The organism is Enterovibrio paralichthyis, from assembly GCF_019209835.1.
GTDB lineage: Bacteria > Pseudomonadota > Gammaproteobacteria > Enterobacterales > Vibrionaceae > Enterovibrio > Enterovibrio paralichthyis.
This window is the reverse complement of the sequence record NZ_JAHUTS010000008.1, coordinates 154,973-173,764: the sequence shown is the minus strand read 5'-3', so window position 1 is coordinate 173,764 and position 18,792 is coordinate 154,973. Positions and strand designations below refer to the sequence as shown.

The window sequence follows — 18,792 nt, the reverse complement described above, 5'->3', positions numbered from 1 at the left end:
TCTCAACATTAATCTTTTAACAGGGATTTGGTATAGCCTTCGTTACGCTCAAAGTTTTGATTAATTGATGCGAGCTCTGGCTTTTCCTCAATAAGTGTTAGTACGTCTTTTGTCGTAAAACACGGCTTTTGTGCATAAAGCTGACGATAAACTTCAGAAACAAAGTCAAAATCTTCTTGTTCATCGACTGTCCAACGACAATGTGAAAGATCTTGTTCACCTTCGACGTTTTCTAGCTTGTAACCCGCTTCAGGTTTACGGATGTATGAAGTGACGTGCTCTCGTTCAGAGGGCAATTGTGCATTGCGCCATGCTGATTCCAAAGATGAGAATGTCATCACTTCAACATCCAACCCGTCAGGATAGGTTGGGGGGCAAACATTCGATGTATAATCTGCGCCACTTTCCAAATGGTGTTGCACCACGCGATCAATCACGTCGGGATCGGCTAGAGGACAATCACCTGTCAGCCTTACTACGTGGGAGGGTTTTACAGTCAGTGCAGCTTGGTAGAAACGATCCAAAACGTCATCTAAGCTTCCGCGGTAGCAAGGTAAACCCAAGCCTTTTGCGAGCGCTGCGACTGCATCATCTGACGCGTTTTCGGATGTTGCGATAATGAGCGTGTTTAGCGTACTACTGCGCAGTACCCTTTCGATTTGCCGTTCCAACATTGGCTTATCTAAGAGTGGAAGCATGACTTTACCAGGTAGACGGGTAGAAGATGCTCTCGCCTGCAAAATGGCAACTACGGTCATATTGAATTCCTTACCACTTTGATGGGTTGACTAATACGTCATCGTGCGAAGATAACGTTAGATTGGAGTGCAACCCCATGTTTTCTATTTTCTTATAAGCCGTGATAATTTCATCAAGCTGTTCTGGGTGAACGCAGCCGATAACCCCATAGTGGATGTTCGGTTGTGTCACGAGGTAAGACAACGCCATTTCTACCGGAGATAACTTCATCTCGCGGCAACATTCGTCGTATTTCAGCAAGTCTGAATGGTGTCGAAATTTTGCAGGCCTTTTGGCTGCGTCAACCGCTAACAGCCCTTGCAGTAACAAGGAGCGAACATGCACTTCAACGTTGTTTTCTGCGGCAGCAGCAAGCAATCCGCTCTCGTCAAAACGGCAATCTAATTGATTTGCAGGGACTTGAATAATATCAACCAAGCCACTTTTGACGACATCTAGCGCTATGTCAGTAGAGTAAAATGATGCCCCTACTTTCTGCACCAGACCTTGCGCTTTTACCGCTTGCAGTTCTTCTAGGTATTGGCCATTTCGATGAATCGCATCCTTTTCATCGTGGAGCATAAGGCCATATAGCACATCAATATTGAGGCGTTCTTTTGAGTCATGCGTCATTTCTTCAATGACATCTTCTGCCCCTTTTAGCGATGGGATTTTTGATGTCACAGAGAAATCCGATAAGTCAAACTGACCCAGCACTTTCTCGCTATCGCCGTAAGCAATCGCGGTATCTATCATGGTGATGCCCGAAGACTTGGCCAAATCAAGGATTTGACCAACCAAATCGATATCGACTTTACCACCAGTGTTTGTGACGCCATAGTCAAGCCCAAACTGGGCTGTGCCTAGGGAAAGCTTCATCATTTGCGTTTAAGAACCTCGTGCAATACGCGAACCACTTCGTCTTGCTGCTCTGTCGTCATGCCATGGAACATGGGTAGCGATATGGCGTCAGAGTAGTAGCGTTCTGACTCTGGGAAGTCGCCATTGTTGAAACCAAGTTCTTGGTAGTACGGCTGAGTATGAACCGGAATATAGTGTAAGTTGACACCGATGCCGTTCCCACGCAGTGCATCAAACACTTCTTTATGTGTCAGCGAAATCGCGTCTAGCTTCAGTCGAATAACATACAAGTGAAGTCCAGAGTAAGTGTTTTCTAACTGGTACGGCAAAGTGATTGGCAATTCTTTCAGAAGGTCATTGTAGCGCACAGCATGTACATGGCGTGCTTCGACAAACTCTTCTAAACGTTGCATCTGGCTAACACCCAATGCGGCTTGCAGCTCGGTCATGCGGTAGTTGTAGCCAAGATCAATCTGCTGGTAATACCATCCGCCATGACTTTCGCCTTTCATTAACGCTTCGTTGCGTGTAATACCATGACTTCTCAACAACTCCATTTTTGCTGCAAGCTGTTCGCAGTTTGTTAGCGCTGCACCGCCTTCCGCTGTGGTAACAATTTTTACAGGGTGGAAGCTGAATACGGTAATGTCGGAGTACTCACAACGGCCAATAGGCACACCATGATACTTGCCACCTATCGCATGAGATGCGTCTTCGATAACACGAAACCCATACTCTTTAGAGAGTCGATGAATGGCCTTCATGTCACATGGCTGTCCACATAGATGAACAGCAACTAAAATTTTCGGCAATGTCCCAGCATTTTTTGCATCACGCAGTTTTTGCTCGAGCTTTTCAGGACATAGGTTATAGGTTCTCTCATCGATATCCACAAAGTCGACTTGTGCACCACAGTACAAACCACAGTTTGCAGATGCAACAAAGGTGATGGGTGTGGTCCACAACCAATCGCCAGGACCAAGGCCAAGAGCAAGGCAAGCAATGTGAAGTGCTGATGTTGCACTATTTACAGCTAATGCATGCTTTGCACCTGTGTGCGCCATCAGCGCTGCCTCAAAAGCAGGGACTTTCGGTCCCTGCGTGAGGAAATCCGACTTAAGTACTTCTACAACCGCGTCAATGTCTTGTTGACTGATATCTTGTTTACCGTAAGGGATCACGTATTGGCTCACACTGAAAATGTTGGATCTACATGCTCTTTAATCAACTGTCGAAGGCTTTCAACAGTTTCCCACTCAGTGTTGGTACCTGAGTTATATTTAAAGCCAAAAGGCACTTTTTCTGCTTTGTGGTGCGTTAGGTACTCTTCTTCCGTGTAAGTAAACGACACAGAAGGAAGAATTGCATAGTAGCGACCTAGATCGATGGTGTTAAGTGAGTCGGTATCAGTGATCATCTCCTCATGAAGCTTCTCACCTGGGCGAATGCCTACCACCTTAGTTTCACACTCTGGCGCAACCGCTTTTGCGATATCTAGGATTTTGTATGACGGAATTTTTGGTACGAAAATCTCACCACCAAGGTGGTTTTCCAGCGCATACATCACCATGTTTACGCCATCTTGTAGCGAAATGTTGAAACGGGTCATTTCGTCGTGAGTGATCGGAAGTACACCCTCTTCACGTTTTTTCATGAAGAATGGAATAACCGAACCACGAGATCCCATCACGTTTCCATAGCGTACAACACTGAAACGAATATTTTTCGAACCTTTGATGTTGTTTGCCGCCGTGAATAGTTTGTCGGATGCCAGCTTGGTAGCACCGTAAAGGTTAATAGGTGCACACGCTTTATCTGTTGAGAGCGCAACGACGTCTCTCACACCACACTGCAGTGCTGCATTGATGACGTTTTCAGCACCCGTGATATTGGTACGAATACATTCAGTCGGGTTGTATTCCGCTGTATCCACCTGCTTGATCGCTGCCGCGTGAATGATCACATCCACACCTTCACATGCTTGCATCATGCGCTGTTGATCACGCACATCGCCAATGAAAAAACGCAGTTGTGGGTATTGTGGCTCTGGGTAGAGCTGTTTCAGTTCAAACTGCTTTAGTTCGTCTCGTGAAAAGATGATGATTTTTTTCACATCTTTATAGCGCTCTAAGATAGTTTTGATGAACTGCTTACCGAATGATCCCGTTCCGCCCGTGATCAATACTACTTTGTTATTTAACATGCGATGTTCTCTTAATACCGAAAGCGGAGGCCGCTGTACCTGCCATAAATTGGCGAGGTTGCGTAAGTCATCCACTTAGGTTTAGTGTTCATTAATGTGAAAGAAACGACTTGTACCATGGCATAGCTTTACCAATGCCTGATTTGATTGTAAACAGTGGCTCATAGCCAAGCTTGGACTTCGCTTTGCTAATGTCAGCTTGAGAGTGACGAACGTCGCCAGCACGGAAGTCACGATATTCCGGCTCCATGGTAACTGTTACGTCATTTTCTCCTAGGGCTTCTTTAAGGTATGCATACAACTGATTAAGTGTCGTTCTATCACCAACGGCAACATTATACACTTCATCTTTACTGTCGCTCTCTGCTGTTGCAGCGAGTATGTTCATTTGAACGACGTTTTCGATAAAACAAAAGTCTCTACTTGTTTCACCATCTCCGTTAATGCAAACACCTTCGCCCGTAATCATTGCGGCGGTCCATTTCGGGATTACGGCGGCGTAAGCACCATTTGGATCCTGTCTTTGTCCAAACACATTGAAGTAGCGAAGACCAATGGTTTTAAAACCATAAGTCCTTGCAAATACGGAGGCGTAAAGTTCGTTTACGTATTTGGTGACTGCGTAGGGTGACAATGGACTTCCAATGTTTTCTTCTACTTTTGGCAATGCAGGATGATCACCGTACGTTGAGCTACTTGCCGCATAGGTAAAGCTTGCTACCTGCGCATCTTTCGCTGCAGTCAACATGTTCAAGAAGCCCGTAATGTTGGCCGAGTTTGTCGTCACAGGATCATCAATCGAACGTGGAACCGAGCCGAGTGCGGCTTGATGCAAAACGTAATCTACGCCTGTTACGGCTGATTTACAGGTTTCAAAGTCGCGAATATCACCTTCGATAAATGTGAACTTTCCCCACTGTTCTTCTGATACGCGTGTTTTCACTTCATCAAGATTACGTTGGTGCCCCGTAGCAAAGTTATCCAACCCCACGACGGTTTGTCCCAGTTTTAGCAGGTTCTCAAGTAAATTTGAGCCGATAAACCCAGCAACGCCAGTGACTAACCACACCTTTGGTGCCGACTGCAATGCCTGCTGAATTTGTTCATATTTTGACATGTTTACACCTATGAATTTTGCGGATTACAAACGCATATCGACATCATTTTTGCCGAGAACGTATTTCAGGTCATAAAGTACGTGTTCTGGCTTACCGAAGCTTCGTATTTCTTCTGCACCCATGTTTTTGAACTCATCATGGGCAACAGCAAGGACAACAGCATCATAGAACCCTACCTTCTTCTCAGTACAAAGCGTTAATCCGTACTCTTCTTCGGCTTCTTCTGATGAACACCATGGGTCCATAACGTCAACATTGATGTTGTACTCTTTCAATTCAGAGACGATATCGATGACTTTGGTGTTGCGTAGATCTGGACAGTTTTCTTTGAACGTCAGACCCATCACCAATACATTCGCGCCTTCAACGTGGATGCGTTTCTTCAACATCGTTTTTACCAGTTGAGAAACGGTATATTGCCCCATCCCGTCATTGAGTCGACGTCCCGCTAGAATCATTTCTGGATGATACCCAACCGATTGCGCTTTGTGGGTAAGGTAGTATGGGTCAACACCAATACAGTGCCCGCCAACAAGGCCTGGGCGAAACGGTAAGAAATTCCATTTCGTGCCTGCGGCTTCCAGTACTTCTAGCGTATCAATACCCAGTTTGTTAAAGATGATTGATAGCTCATTGATCAACGCAATATTGACGTCACGTTGTGTGTTTTCAATTACTTTCGCTGCCTCAGCCACTTTGATGGATGACGCTTTGTGCGTACCCGCCGTAATGATGGACTTGTACAACTGATCAACGTAATCCGCAATGTCTGGCGTCGAACCGCTGGTCACTTTTAATATGTTTGTGACTCGATGCTCTTTATCGCCTGGGTTAATACGCTCTGGTGAGTAACCAGCAAAAAAGTCTTTGTTGAACTCGAGGCCTGACACGCGCTCAACGACTGGAATGCATTCCTCTTCGGTCGCTCCTGGGTAAACCGTCGATTCGTAGATAATCACATCGCCATTTGAGATCACTTTACCCAACGATTCCGACGCTTTGATCAATGGCGTAAGATCGGGTCTTTTGTGGTTATCAATGGGTGTTGGAACAGTCACAATATAAACATTGCACTGCTCTAAATCAGCCAGCGTTGCTGTGTATGTTAGTCTGGATGCTTGCGCCAATTCAGTATCACTGCACTCCAGCGTGCTGTCATGACCTGACATTAGCTCATCAACACGACCCTGGTTGATGTCAAAACCCACAGTATCGAACTTTTTACCAAACTCAACAGCAAGAGGTAGGCCAACGTAGCCTAAGCCAATAATTCCAATTTTCGCATTCATGGTATTATTCATGAATCTAAGCCTCGATAAGTAAATCGTTATAAAAGTTGTTCAACAATGCGCTTTGACGCTTGTCCATCACCGTATGGATTGTGCGCAAAGCTCATCTCTTGATATTTTTTCTCGTCTTGCAGAAGCTCTCTGATGCTAGATGTTATGAGTTCGACATCTGTACCCACCAGTTTGACAGTACCCGCGGCGACCGCTTCTGGGCGCTCGGTCGTTTCTCTCATCACAAGCACAGGTTTACCTAGTGAGGGAGCTTCTTCTTGAATACCACCCGAATCTGTCAGGATGATATGCGCTTGATTCATCAAGTACACAAAAGGAAGATATTGCTGAGGCTCAGTGAGAACAATGTTCTCGATCCCAGATAAAATGCGTTGTACTGGCTCTCGAACATTTGGGTTTAGGTGTAACGGGTAAACAATTTGGCAATCTTTGTGTTCACTGGCTATCTGCGCCAACGCAGTACAGATCCGCTCAAATCCTCCACCAAAGCTTTCTCTGCGATGCCCTGTCACCAAAATCATTTTTTTATCTGTGTCTAAATAGGGGAATTGCGCCTTTAATGTGGCTTGTAGTTCAGCATCGCTGTCGATCTTTTCTTTGGCTAGCAATAACGCATCAACCACGGTATTCCCAGTGACAAAGATCCCCCCTTCAGAGTAACCCTCACTCAACAAGTTATTTTTCGAGTTTTCAGTTGGCGCAAAGTGATAGTTCGCGAGAACACCTGTTAATTTTCGGTTTGCCTCTTCCGGCCAAGGTGAATAGATGTTTCCTGTTCTTAACCCCGCCTCCACATGACCAACTTTGATTTGTTCGTAGTAGGCGGCCAAGCTTGCGGCGAACGTTGTCGCAGTGTCACCATGCACTAGCACGACGTCAGGTTGGAACTCTCGTAGTACGTCTTTTAGCTCCAATAGAATTCGCGCGGTCACGTCATTTAGAGTCTGTCCGGCCGTCATCAGGTCCAAATCATAATCTGGTTCTATTTCAAAAAGTTGTAGAACTTGATCTAGCATTTCTCTATGCTGTGCTGTTACGCAGCATTTTACCTCCACATTGTGATGGTTATTCAACTCATGAACTAAAGGCGCCATTTTTATCGCCTCAGGTCTGGTTCCGAATATAGTTAGTATTTTTTTCATTGTCGTTACCCAAGCATCTCTAGACAAGTAAAACAAGCAAATAATTTACGACGCGAAACCTTTTATTTCCGAGCCAGTAGAGAGATTTAGCTTTGCACGGAATGCTATAGAAAAATCTTTCTAAACAAAGCAAGCACTATACCAAAAATCAAACCTAGAAATACTCCTGTAAAGAGCACGAAGAATCTTTTACTGTTACCATTAACCTCTGAGGTTGTAGCCATTTTGGGTATCGATACGATATTTTCTATTCCTTCGTTTGCTATCGGAAGTTCTAACAAGCTTTTTTTCAACTTTATCCCGGAAATCTCACTATTAATGACTTCCATATGTTTGAAATTCTTCAATGCTGAAATTTTTGCATTTAAAACATCTACGCCAAACTCAACCCCCAAATTGTCAGAGCCATAAAAACTTTCAAGGGGCTTAACAATCCCAGCCTCTAACGCTATTTTTAGAGCCAACTTGGACTTTTCAATCTCTGTCCTTAACATTTCTTCTGCTAGCAACTTCTGCAGAGTCAATCTTTTATTAAGAATATCTTTTTCAATAGAAATTATCGCATCGAGTTCTTTTAATACCTCTCGATAAGCACTTTCCTGAGTATAGCTTATGTAATTATTCAAAGTGTCATGTATATTATTTCTGTCTTCACTTCGAATTGAAACAATAGACTTCCCTTCATCTTTCCTTATAACTTTCAGAGTCGATATTTCGCTTGAATTTCCTAAATTACGTCCAGAGAACTCTGATTTATTCTTATCAGACTCCAACATACTTATAAAGAAATCATATAAGTAATCATCATTGAGAAAAAAATTCAAATCTATAGCATCTTGCTTTGATGCATCATTTGCGTTCTCATTATCAGTACTTTTCATTGCCAACAGAATTTGATAATACTTAACTAGTTGGTTTAGCTGTTTCAAATCTGAAGTATTGGCTTCAACGACTATCGCACTTGCTGTCCAATAATCTTTGATTTTTGAAGTGTAAAAATAGCCAAGCAACAACCCAAACATAGAAAAAAACAGTATGAGCTTTTTTGCATCCCTGAGAGCCTGCACTACTGCTCTAACGTCTATTTCATACCTAGGTAGACTACGTTCATTGGTATCTGACAGTTTGCTTTCATCCCTAAATAGTGTGTTCGCCACTATAGACTCTCCTTGAGTTTCATCCTTGACAGCTACGCTACCGCACTTAGGTTTCGGTCCTAAAGCACGCGGTAACTAAATTTTTTGCCGATTATTTATGTTTGAAAAATTTATATTCAGCCGAAACTTCGACTCCCTTGTTAAGAAGATTGATTAACAAGATTGCTCGCCTTTCTCCATCTGGTTCTTTGTAAATAGCATCTGTACCGGCATAGTGTCCAGACAGGACCTCTACAGTATCACCGGGTTTAAATACTTCACTCAACGTTTGCCGCTGTTCATCACTATCCTCTTTCGACATCAAATTGATGAGCAGCTCTCTCGAAACCAAAATAGGAGTCGCTCCTTGTCTCACAAAATCTACAACACCACGCGTTGAGCGAACTGTTGTGAAGGAAATTTTCTCAGGATCGAAAGAAGCAAAAACATAGTTTGGGAAGAGAGGCTCTAGCTCACTTGAACGTTTTCCACGTCGTACTTTCTCTACCGACACTTGTGGATAGTAGCAATCAACGCCCTGTCTTTTAAGGTGCTGCTCAGCGCGTTGTTGCTCGCTGCGTTTACAATAGAGCAGATACCATGGATTCATTTCTTGTTCTCGTCGATTTTTTGCTAGCCAATTTTTGCATCGTCTTTGCGAAGCAACTCAAGAGTATATTAGGCTGGCCTTTGAGCAGCAAGCATGCGGGCTCCAACTGCACAAATTGTCTGCACTGCTTCATAGTTTGGATAAACGCACCTAAATTTGTTTCACAAAGCAATAAAAAACACCTCACTTGGAGGCGTTTTCTCTTTGTTTTTATATGCAAAAAATCAGAGGGTATTAAAGACTCAAGCGCTGTATATCCAAACTAAAACTAGTAAGTCCTATCTCGCTGAGTGAAACACGTACCCCGCCGTCTGATAGGTCAATAGTCTGGAAGTGTGTCGATGCTGCATCAACCCCTAATAAGTGGTCGTTTTTCACTATGATGGCATTGCCCGAGTTGTCTACGACAGCATTCAAACCCGCCGACAAAACATCCAGTTGGCAATCTGCCGCATTTAGAATACCGAACATGGCTCGGATTGGGCTGGCGTAGGTCGAACGTTTGATGGCGTGTTCTATTTGATGCACCAAATGGATGAAGCCACGCTCATCGGCCTCATTGGAACGCAGATATTCATTGAAAAACGCGCGGATCATCAGCGTGGTGGCTGTCCCGTTTTTACCTGCTGAAGCGCTGTCGACCATGTAAAACGCCATCTTGCCGTCCATCATCCACATGTAGTCGAGCACTATCGGGCTTGAGTCTGCAGATTGCAGCGAATGATAGGAAAGACGCCAGTCGCCCTGTTGGGAGTCCTGCGCCGGCATTAACCCCATCAAAAGGTCTCGCGCATTTCCAGGATTATCCAGCAGATCGTCCAAGTGCCATTTTAGCTCTTCAGTAAACGGCTGATCGCTGTTTTGGGAGACTTTGAACCATTGCTGCGAGAAGTCTGCTTCGGAGTTGACACCGTTTTCGGCTTCTTCCAACACAGAGAGAATGGATGACTTCACCGCCATGATATCTTCAATTGGCTTAATCAAAAAGTCTTTGACACCGTAGCGAAGCGCCTGAGCCACTTCAGACATTCCGCCTGTGCCGGATATCACGATGACAGGCAGCATTGGGTACTCCAAGCTCACCTCTTCAACAAACTCCAGCCCATTCATAATTGGCATGGACAGGTCACTGATAAGAAGGTCTGGAATGCCTTCACGAAGCGCTTTTAGTCCATCCAGACCGTTTTCTGCCTCTCTGACGAGACATCCTTCTTTCCGTAGGAAACTGCCAATAATCCGGATGAATATCGGGTCGTCTTCAACAATGAGAACTTCTTTTCCATCTAACACTGTCTGTACTCCTGATTGCTCTGGGGTCAGCGTTGTTATCGTCACGTTTATTCATTCAGGATAGTTTGAAATCCGCTTCACGATCGAGACAACTTACCAACAAACCAACAGCGAGCGCTTAACCCAATGTATAAAGAAAAGAAAAAAGTTAAACTTTTTCTGCGTTTTCTTTGCCACTTTGGCTCGCAACAACTTTCTTCTTGATATGAGACAACGAAATGAAGCGCTTGTTAATTTGAAATAGTAAAATGAGCGCCTTTTGGTGAAGCCAATCGCAAACCCTTGAAACCACATGAAACTTGATGATTTAAATCTCTTTCGCCATATCGTAGAAAATGGCAGTTACACTTTGGCATCAAAGAAGACGGGCATTCCCGTAGCTACGCTCACACGCCGAATTCAGGCTTTAGAAGAAGATCTGAAAATCAAGCTCCTTCATCGTGATGCCAGAAAGCTATCTTTGACAGAAACAGGGCAGGAGTTTTATGAGCGCTGCGCTCCCTTGTTGGAGCAGTTGATTACTGAAACCGATAATCTTTCTGAATGTTGCCAGGGTACCGCAGGTACGCTGAAAGTGAGCGCACCATCAAACATTGCGATGAAAATGCTACAACCCATGTTTACGGCATTTTTAACCGCTTACCCTGAAATCAAATTGGATCTGAGCTTGTTCAGCGACACCTCTGCCACACAGAATGAGGATCGCCATGCCTTGATCCGAATTGGACCACAACGCGACTCGTCGATGATTGCGCGTAAACTGCGTTCTGTGAAAGACATTCTTGTTGCGAGCCCAGAATATCTTGCGGGACAGGCACCGCTTCTGGATGCCAGTGAACTGTCGAAACATCATTTATTGAAGGGATGGCCACTGATGAGATGGCGGCTTTCCAACAAAAATGGTCAGCAGTTCAGTATCACTCAGCAAGGTAGGTTTGAAGCCTCTGAGCTTCGTGTCGTGCGTGCCGCCGCAAAAGATGGTTTGGGTATTGCCCTTATCCCAGATGTGCTGGTTCAACAAGACATTGAGGCTGGCGAACTGGTGCAATTGCTTCCAGACTGGACAACGCCGCCGCGCGATATCTATCTGATGTATCACGACAAAACCAACCATCCGGCGAAGCTTCGAGCCTTTATTGAGTTTTCTCTGAATTACTTCAAATCAGACCTCAACGAAGGGTGAGATCCTTTTAGTACCCAAATAACCTGAAGGTGCTGGATTTCTCTTGGCGCAGTTTTTACAGCCGAGGACAGCACCTTCTAGTTGTTTATTTCCTTTTTGATGGAGGTGACTACACCTACAAAGGAACGCCGCGATCACAACGCCTGTTAATCTCGCTGAATCCTGCATCTTCAGGTTGTTTGGGGATGGGTATATGTCACATTTTCGATAAGCACATCCAAATCCCCTTACCATTTCTCCGTGAAAACTTGCCAAGCGCCCTCACTAAGCTAATTGTTATAATTATGTAACGAGACTCTAGATGGCATCGTTACGACAATCTGTACTGGTTTTTGCGATGTAAGGGGTAATTATGATTCTGGGACATTTGCTAGGCCTGTATACGCATCCCAAAGAAGAATGGAAAAACATCGACGATCGCCATGAAGGCACGGCGAACAGTTTGGGACATGCTGCACTCATGGCGCTCATTCCGCCCGTCTGTGCCTATTACTCCAGTGTGCACATTGGATGGCAAATCGGCGTCGGGGAACCTATTTTTCTCACACAACAAAGCGCGCTCATTATTGCTGGTGCGATGTACTTTGCGCTGATCACCGGTGTGATGGCACTGGCTTACCTGACGTTATGGATGAGTAAAACCTTTGGCTCCTCCCCTACTTACACACAAGCGTTGGAGCTGGCTGCATATACTGCCACCCCTATTTTTATGGTGGGTTTAGCAGCACTGTATCCAACCGTCTGGTTTGTCATGATAGTGGGGCTTTTGGGCATCGCTTATTCGGTCTACCTGCTGTATACGGGCGTCCCGATATTGATGCACATTCCTGAAGAGCAGGGCTTTATTTACGCCAGTTCTGTTGTGACCTGTGGACTGGTATTGCTCGTCGCCATTCTGGCAAGCACTGTCATTATGTGGAACGTGGGTTTTGGCCCTATGTTTATGCATTAAATTATTGATTATTGGAAACAAAAACGCGGCTTAATGGCCGCGTTTTGTCTATATGCTGATTATCAACTCTCGTTGTATATCTCGAGGTTTGCCAGCTCTTGCTGCTGCTCGCGCACCGTTTTGGCATCATCATTACGCAAGCTTTCCAGATACTCCAGATACGCTTGGTTGATGTCTTTGGTGACGTAGTGGCCGCTGAATACTGAGCTTTCAAATTGCTGGATATCCGGGTTTGCCTCGCGTACGGCCTCTTCCAAATCAGTCAGATCCTGGAAAATTAGGCCATCTGCGCCGATGATGTTACAAATCTCGTCCACTTCACGGCCGTGGGCAATAAGCTCGTTTGCGCTTGGCATGTCGATGCCATACACGTTCGGGAAACGGATTTCCGGTGCAGCTGATGCCATGTATACGCGCTTCGCACCTGCCTCACGTGCCATCTCAATGATCTGTTCAGACGTGGTACCACGCACAATGGAATCATCCACCAGCAAAACTGATTTGTCTTTGAACTCAGAACGGATTGCATTGAGCTTACGGCGCACCGATTTACGGCGCAATTGCTGCCCCGGCATGATAAAGGTACGGCCGACATAGCGGTTTTTCACAAAACCCTGACGGTATGGCTTATCCAGCACTTGCGCTATTTCCAGCGCCACATCGCAGGAAGTTTCAGGAATTGGGATCACAACATCGATATCATCCCACTCACGGCGGATTTTCGCACCGAGCTTCTTACCCATGTTTACGCGGGCGCCGTAGACGGAAATTTTGTCGATAAACGAATCCGGGCGGGCAAAGTAAACGAACTCAAAAATACACGGCGACAGCGATGGCTCCAGTGCGCACTGGCGCGTAAACAGCTCACCATCGAAGGTGATGTAAACCGCCTCACCCGGCGCGATATCACGCAGGAAATCAAAGCCAACGGCATCCAGTGCAACAGACTCTGACGCCACCATGTACTCATCACGGCCATTCACCTGACGCTTACCAAGACACAGGGGACGAATACCATGCGGGTCACGAAACGCAATCAAACCATGACCAATGATCATCGCTACCACTGCATACGCACCGGACACTTGTTGGTGTAATGCACGTACCGCATTGAACACGTCATCTTCTGTCAGTGGATGGGTTGGTGCTTTATCAATTTGGTGGGCGAGAATGTTTAGGAGAACTTCTGAATCAGACGTTGTATTGAGGTGACGACGGTCCTGTGCGAACAGGGACTCACGCAACTGGTTGGCATTGGTAAGGTTACCGTTATGCGCCAGTGTAATGCCATATGGCGAGTTCACATAGAATGGCTGCGCTTCCGATGCGCTTGAGCTTCCTGCTGTGGGGTAGCGCACGTGCCCTATCCCCACGGTTCCTTGCAAGCGCTGCATGTGCTTAAGTTGGAAAACATCTTTGACTAAGCCATTCGCTTTTCTCAAACGAAAGCGATTGTCATCAATGGTGACGATCCCTGCCGCATCCTGACCGCGGTGCTGAAGTACCGTCAACGCATCGTAAATCGACTGATTAACCGGGGTTTCACCCACGATTCCAACAATCCCACACATGTATGCTGTTCCTTGTAACGCGAAATTGAGCCCAGGGAACTGTTTACGCCATCCGCGTGTTACTTACTGCGGGGTTTGACGTCAGATCACCTTGGGCAGAAAGCTGGAGCTCTGCTCCAAATACGAGAAAAACCACTCAATCACTACCCCAAACTTAGGGATCAAATGTGATTGTCTCCACTCAACAGAGTTTGCAAACCCGGTGAATGCATCCAAAAAGAACAGCAAGGCAGCAACAATCAGCACGCCCCTTACGCCACCGAACACGATACCCAAAACACGGTCAGTCCCTGAAAGCCCGGTTTTTTGTACCAGTTGCCCAATCACGTAGTTCACCACAGCGCCAACTATTAAAGTGGCTATAAACAGTGCCGCTATCGCCGCACCATTACGAAACATTTCATCGTGAATGTTAGTAAAGTAAGCCGCCAATTGCGGATAGAAGTTGCTGGCAACAAAAAAGGCACCAAACCAAATCACCAGAGACAGGGCTTCTTTAACAAATCCACGAACCAGGCTAATCAGTGCAGAAAAGCCGATCACGCCGATAATGAAGTAATCAATCCAATTCATTTTTATTCATCTGTGCGATTCGCGCGCATTTTAACAGAAAAAATAGCGACGCAAACGTTTTCTTAAGGGTTAAGTGGGTTAAATCTGAGCAGTTGACCTTTCAAACCGGTCAAGGATTCAAGATCAGCGGTCATCGCCTCCAGCTTTTCTTTGGAGACATTCGGTCCAACTTCGACACGGGCCAGTTCACCTTCTTTAACACCACGCGGCATCAATTGGGCTGGGTAGCCTTTGCTGCGCAATGTATTAACCAGGCTCTGGGCATTTTCCAGATTGCGGAAAGTTCCGAGACGGATGATCCACGCTGAATCTGTATAGCCCTCTTTCGGCGCGGTGACCGCAACGCGGTCCGTCGCATCTTCCAGCGTATCATCGATAGTGACAGTGACGGGCTCATCAACAGGCATAAAAGTATCTGCGGATTCAGGCGCCTCTACCGGCGCTTCCAGCAGGTTTTGATCAAACTCTTCTTTAAGCGGAATAGCCTGATACGACTCTTCATAGTGCGCCTTTTCACCATCAAAGACATCCGGCAGAAATATAACGCCCAGGGAAACCAGAATCAGGGTACCGACAAGGCGGTTTTGAAATTGCGTTGCCACGTTTATTCCTCTTTGGCGAGGTGGTCAGCCACTTCACCGACAGTGTGGAAAGAGCCAAATACGATGAGGATATTTCCTTCCCATCCCAATGATTCACGTGCCGCGATAAATGCGTCTACCGGCGATTCATAGCCTTGCACACCTGCAGGCAGATATGCCGCGATCTGGTGCCAGTCAGCGGCGCGGGGGCCATGCAGGGAAGCGGGATACCAGACATCAACAACCGGTGACATTTGAGCAATGGTAGCGGCGATATCTTTGTCATGCAGCATAGCGACAACTGCATGTACCTTGGCGTTATTTTCTTCCTTGAGTGTCGCCAGCTTGCCAGCCAGATAAGCGGCTGAATGCGGATTGTGCGCCACATCCATCAGGATAAGCGGAGCATCAGACACCTTCTCCATGCGTCCTGCGAGTTTCACATTGCGTAACCCGTCAACAATGTTCTCGTCGCTGACATCAAGCTCTGAAAGCCCCAACGCCATCAAGGCTGTCGCTGCATTGGCCAGTGGAAGGTTTGGGACAGGAAGGTCGCAAAGATCGAATGCCCCGCACTGCCAGTGCCAGGTATCTCCATGCACCGAGTAATCAAACTGGTAACCAACTTGATGCAGCTTTGCGTCAATATCGTCTGCGTGGGCAGCGACACTTGCTGGCGGCTCAGGCTGACCACAAACGGCCGGTTTGCCACTGCGGAAAATTCCGGCTTTCTCAAAGCCAATCACTTCAATGTCATCCCCCAGCCAGTCGACATGGTCGATTGCCAGGCTGGTGATCACCGAGACATCATGGTCAACCACATTGGTCGCGTCCAAACGCCCGCCCAGACCCACTTCCAGCACCACGACATCAACCTGGTTGTTGATAAACAGCCATAGGGCAGCCAGTGTGCCGTACTCAAAAAAGCTCAGGCTGGTTTCACCACGCAGGGCTTCAATTGCTGCAAAAGCTTCGGTGTGGCGCTCATCGTCGAGCTCCTGACCGTTAATACGTACCCGCTCGTTATAGCGGATAAGGTGCGGCGAGCTATAGACACCCACGGAATAACCGGCATTGAGAAGAATGGCTTCGATGATGGCGCAGGTCGAACCTTTGCCGTTGGTACCGGCAACCGTGATCACGGTTTTCGCAGGTTTGGTGAGATTGCCATGTTTGGCAACGTGGGCGACGCGGTCCAGCCCCAAATCTATCGCACTGGTATGCAGATCGCCAAGATACTGCAGCCAGTCTGACAACGGCGCGTTGGCGCCCGGTGTATTTAGTTCAGACATCATTAATCTATCTATGCTTTTTGTGCTGCAATCATATCAGTTAAAAGACAAAGAGCGCCATAAGGCGCTCTTTTGTATGTGTCATCAAGTCACAATCCGACCCGGCACAGATTTATCACCAATTACTTGTCGTCCATTGGTTCTGCTTCAATCACTTCACCTTCAAGCGGCTGGTCGACTGAAACCACCAGCGGTGATTCCTGGTTGGTCATCTTCGCCAGAAGACCGCCGATACGTTGACGCATTTCGCGACGATCGACAATCATGTCAATCGCGCCGTGCTCAAGCAAAAACTCACTGCGCTGGAAGCCTTCCGGCAGTTTCTCGCGAACGGTCTGCTCGATAACACGTTGACCAGCAAAACCAATCAGTGCTTTTGGTTCACCGATGTTGATGTCACCCAGCATCGCAAAGCTGGCTGTCACACCGCCAAACGTCGGGTCAGTCAATACAGAAATAAACGGCAGACCTTTTTCGGTCAGGCGTTCAAGCGCAGCACTGGTTTTTGCCATCTGCATCAGAGACATCAGTGCTTCCTGCATGCGGGCACCGCCACTAGCAGAGAAACAAACCAGACCGCAGTTATTTTCCATTGCCGCTTCTACCGCTTTTACAAAGCGTGCGCCTACAACCGCGCCCATTGAACCGCCCATAAAGGAGAATTCAAATGAACAGGCAACCACTGGCATGCCCAGCAATTCACCTTTCATCACAACCAGCGCGTCTTTCTCACCACTCGCCTTCTGGGCGGCAGACAGACGGTCTTTGTATTTTTTCGAGTCACGGAATTTGAGCAGATCTTTTGGCTCTAGCTCACCGGCAATCTCAACGCGGTTTTCCGCATCAAGGAAGGTTTCCAGACGTTTACGTGCGCTCATGCGCATGTGGTGGTCACACTTAGGACACACGTGCAGGTTACGCTCAAGCTCTGCGTGGTATAGCACCTGCTCACAGGACGAACACTTGGTCCAGACGCCTTCAGGGATAGACGCTTTACGTGAAGAACCAATGTTGCTTTTTGTCAGAATTTTTTCAAGCCAGCTCATGAACGACCTTTAATATTGGAGCACTCGCCGCTTACATCAAAACTTCGCACTGTTTCGTTCGCCATGAACGCGGTCTGTGCAAAATTGGGCAAGTGGCCTGGGTATCTACGAATTCAACGATGGATTAAAACACAACTTGTTAAGACTTTGGACAAAAAACTGGTACTACCTATTGATAGCCCAATCCCTGACAAGTTCAACCAACCGCTGCGTCACAAGATTGTATCTGCAACGCAGCGCAAAAAATCACGGCAAACGCACCTTAAAGTTGCGCATCCGGTAAAAACAGTGGACCGACAGGAGAAGACGGCAAATCAAATTCCGCCGGGTAATCCACTTCCACCAGATACAGACCTTCCGCTTTGGCTGTTGCCGACGCCAGATTGCGATCTTTGGCTTCCAACAGCCATTTAATCCACTCCGGTTTTTGCTCTTTAAGCCCAACCGTTATCAGGCTGCCAGTGATATTTCGCACCATGTGGTGCACAAATGCATTCGCCTTGATATCTATGATCACAAAACGCCCCTGCCGAGTCACATTCAAATGGTGCACATTTCTGAAAGGGCTGTTTGACTGACACTGCGCTGCACGGAATGAGGTGAAGTCATTTTCGCCCAGCAGGTATTGTCCCGCTTCGTGCATTAACTTTTCATCTAGCTCACCATGATAGTGGCTGACGCCGTGGCGCAGGATCCCCGGGCGCAAGGCATTGTTATAAATGATGTAGCGATATCGGCGTGCGGTTGCCGTGAATCGCGCATGGAATTCATCAGGCACTTCTTTCGCCCAGCGCACCGCAATGGCATCAGGCAGATGGGTGTTCACACCCATTGTCCAGGCGCGCATTGCTCTAGAACAGTCAACATCAAAGTGAACCACCTGGCCTGTCCCATGAACCCCGGCGTCGGTGCGACCTGCACACTGCACTTCGATAGGTTGGTTGGCAATCTTGGACAGGGCTTTTTCAAGGTGTTCCTGCACGCTTGGCACTTCGCGCTGACGCTGCCAGCCGTAGTATTTCGAGCCATCGTATTCCACACCCAGGGCAATTCTCATCGTGTCGTTCTCTGTCTTACTGATACTCAATTTGGAAGCGGCGCATTATATACCCAAACAGCCGCAAGATGCAGACCTGTGTATTGGTGGGCCATAAATCGCGGTCATAAAAAATGGCGGGATAACCCGCCATTTTCC

18 protein-coding genes are annotated in these 18,792 nt (G+C 46.8%); 2 read left to right on the top strand and 16 right to left on the bottom strand.

Annotated features, from left to right (window positions below; genetic code table 11):
* Nucleotides 1-8: 8 nt before the first annotated feature.
* The 10 genes from KU854_RS12090 to KU854_RS12045 form a co-directional block, all read right to left on the bottom strand.
* Nucleotides 9-758: a cytidylyltransferase domain-containing protein gene (locus tag KU854_RS12090; protein ID WP_218358786.1), complete on the bottom strand. Its 750-nt coding sequence runs from the start codon at nucleotides 756-758 to the stop codon at nucleotides 9-11.
* Between the two features lie 10 nt (nucleotides 759-768).
* A complete protein-coding gene (locus KU854_RS12085) occupies nucleotides 769-1,620 on the bottom strand; it encodes an aldo/keto reductase (RefSeq protein ID WP_218358785.1) in 852 nt (283 codons plus the stop codon).
* The gene (gene pseC / locus KU854_RS12080) at nucleotides 1,617-2,792 is read right to left on the bottom strand and encodes a UDP-4-amino-4,6-dideoxy-N-acetyl-beta-L-altrosamine transaminase (RefSeq protein WP_218358784.1); all 1,176 of its coding nucleotides are present in this window, start codon (nucleotides 2,790-2,792) and stop codon (nucleotides 1,617-1,619) included. Before pseC ends, KU854_RS12085 begins: the two co-directional genes overlap by 4 nt.
* Nucleotides 2,789-3,802: a UDP-N-acetylglucosamine 4,6-dehydratase (inverting) gene (gene pseB, locus KU854_RS12075; RefSeq protein ID WP_218358783.1), complete on the bottom strand. Its 1,014-nt coding sequence runs from the start codon at nucleotides 3,800-3,802 to the stop codon at nucleotides 2,789-2,791. Before pseB ends, pseC begins: the two co-directional genes overlap by 4 nt.
* A gap of 91 nt (nucleotides 3,803-3,893) precedes the next feature.
* Nucleotides 3,894-4,919 (bottom strand): NAD-dependent epimerase/dehydratase family protein, encoded by a 1,026-nt coding sequence (locus KU854_RS12070; RefSeq protein WP_218358782.1) that lies wholly within the window; start codon nucleotides 4,917-4,919, stop codon nucleotides 3,894-3,896.
* A 24-nt stretch (nucleotides 4,920-4,943) separates the two neighbouring features.
* On the bottom strand, nucleotides 4,944-6,209 hold the full coding sequence (gene tviB, locus KU854_RS12065; protein WP_418885853.1) for a Vi polysaccharide biosynthesis UDP-N-acetylglucosamine C-6 dehydrogenase TviB: 1,266 nt from the start codon (nucleotides 6,207-6,209) through the stop codon (nucleotides 4,944-4,946).
* 38 nt (nucleotides 6,210-6,247) lie between these two features.
* Nucleotides 6,248-7,363 carry a non-hydrolyzing UDP-N-acetylglucosamine 2-epimerase gene (gene wecB, locus KU854_RS12060; protein WP_218358780.1) on the bottom strand — a complete coding sequence of 372 codons (1,116 nt, stop codon included), beginning with the start codon at nucleotides 7,361-7,363 and terminating at the stop codon, nucleotides 6,248-6,250.
* A gap of 104 nt (nucleotides 7,364-7,467) precedes the next feature.
* Nucleotides 7,468-8,520, bottom strand: coding sequence for a Wzz/FepE/Etk N-terminal domain-containing protein (locus tag KU854_RS12055; protein WP_218358779.1), 1,053 nt, complete (start codon nucleotides 8,518-8,520; stop codon nucleotides 7,468-7,470).
* Nucleotides 8,521-8,611: 91 nt separating this feature from the next.
* Nucleotides 8,612-9,109: a transcription/translation regulatory transformer protein RfaH gene (gene rfaH, locus KU854_RS12050; RefSeq protein ID WP_218358778.1), complete on the bottom strand. Its 498-nt coding sequence runs from the start codon at nucleotides 9,107-9,109 to the stop codon at nucleotides 8,612-8,614.
* A 234-nt stretch (nucleotides 9,110-9,343) separates the two neighbouring features.
* Nucleotides 9,344-10,399: a response regulator gene (locus tag KU854_RS12045; RefSeq protein ID WP_218358777.1), complete on the bottom strand. Its 1,056-nt coding sequence runs from the start codon at nucleotides 10,397-10,399 to the stop codon at nucleotides 9,344-9,346.
* Between the two features lie 292 nt (nucleotides 10,400-10,691).
* Here KU854_RS12045 and KU854_RS12040 point away from each other — a divergent pair, with 292 nt between their 5' ends.
* Both KU854_RS12040 and KU854_RS12035 read left to right on the top strand, forming a co-directional pair.
* The gene (locus KU854_RS12040; RefSeq protein ID WP_218358776.1) at nucleotides 10,692-11,582 is read left to right on the top strand and encodes a LysR family transcriptional regulator; all 891 of its coding nucleotides are present in this window, start codon (nucleotides 10,692-10,694) and stop codon (nucleotides 11,580-11,582) included.
* A gap of 352 nt (nucleotides 11,583-11,934) precedes the next feature.
* The gene (locus KU854_RS12035) at nucleotides 11,935-12,534 is read left to right on the top strand and encodes a Yip1 family protein (protein ID WP_218358775.1); all 600 of its coding nucleotides are present in this window, start codon (nucleotides 11,935-11,937) and stop codon (nucleotides 12,532-12,534) included.
* A gap of 62 nt (nucleotides 12,535-12,596) precedes the next feature.
* Here the strand turns inward: KU854_RS12035 and purF are convergent, their stop codons facing one another.
* From purF to truA, 6 genes are all read right to left on the bottom strand, one after another.
* Complete coding sequence (gene purF / locus KU854_RS12030; protein WP_218358774.1) at nucleotides 12,597-14,105, bottom strand: amidophosphoribosyltransferase; 1,509 nt, start codon at nucleotides 14,103-14,105, stop codon at nucleotides 12,597-12,599.
* An 81-nt stretch (nucleotides 14,106-14,186) separates the two neighbouring features.
* Nucleotides 14,187-14,678 (bottom strand): CvpA family protein, encoded by a 492-nt coding sequence (locus KU854_RS12025; RefSeq protein ID WP_054779349.1) that lies wholly within the window; start codon nucleotides 14,676-14,678, stop codon nucleotides 14,187-14,189.
* A gap of 62 nt (nucleotides 14,679-14,740) precedes the next feature.
* On the bottom strand, nucleotides 14,741-15,280 hold the full coding sequence (locus tag KU854_RS12020) for an SPOR domain-containing protein (RefSeq protein WP_218358773.1): 540 nt from the start codon (nucleotides 15,278-15,280) through the stop codon (nucleotides 14,741-14,743).
* 2 nt (nucleotides 15,281-15,282) lie between these two features.
* The gene (folC, locus tag KU854_RS12015; RefSeq protein ID WP_218358832.1) at nucleotides 15,283-16,551 is read right to left on the bottom strand and encodes a bifunctional tetrahydrofolate synthase/dihydrofolate synthase; all 1,269 of its coding nucleotides are present in this window, start codon (nucleotides 16,549-16,551) and stop codon (nucleotides 15,283-15,285) included.
* A gap of 122 nt (nucleotides 16,552-16,673) precedes the next feature.
* Nucleotides 16,674-17,597, bottom strand: a complete 924-nt coding sequence (gene accD, locus KU854_RS12010; protein ID WP_054779347.1) for an acetyl-CoA carboxylase, carboxyltransferase subunit beta — start codon at nucleotides 17,595-17,597, stop codon at nucleotides 16,674-16,676.
* A gap of 262 nt (nucleotides 17,598-17,859) precedes the next feature.
* A complete protein-coding gene (truA, locus tag KU854_RS12005) occupies nucleotides 17,860-18,654 on the bottom strand; it encodes a tRNA pseudouridine(38-40) synthase TruA (RefSeq protein WP_054779346.1) in 795 nt (264 codons plus the stop codon).
* Between the last annotated feature and the right edge of the window lie 138 nt (nucleotides 18,655-18,792).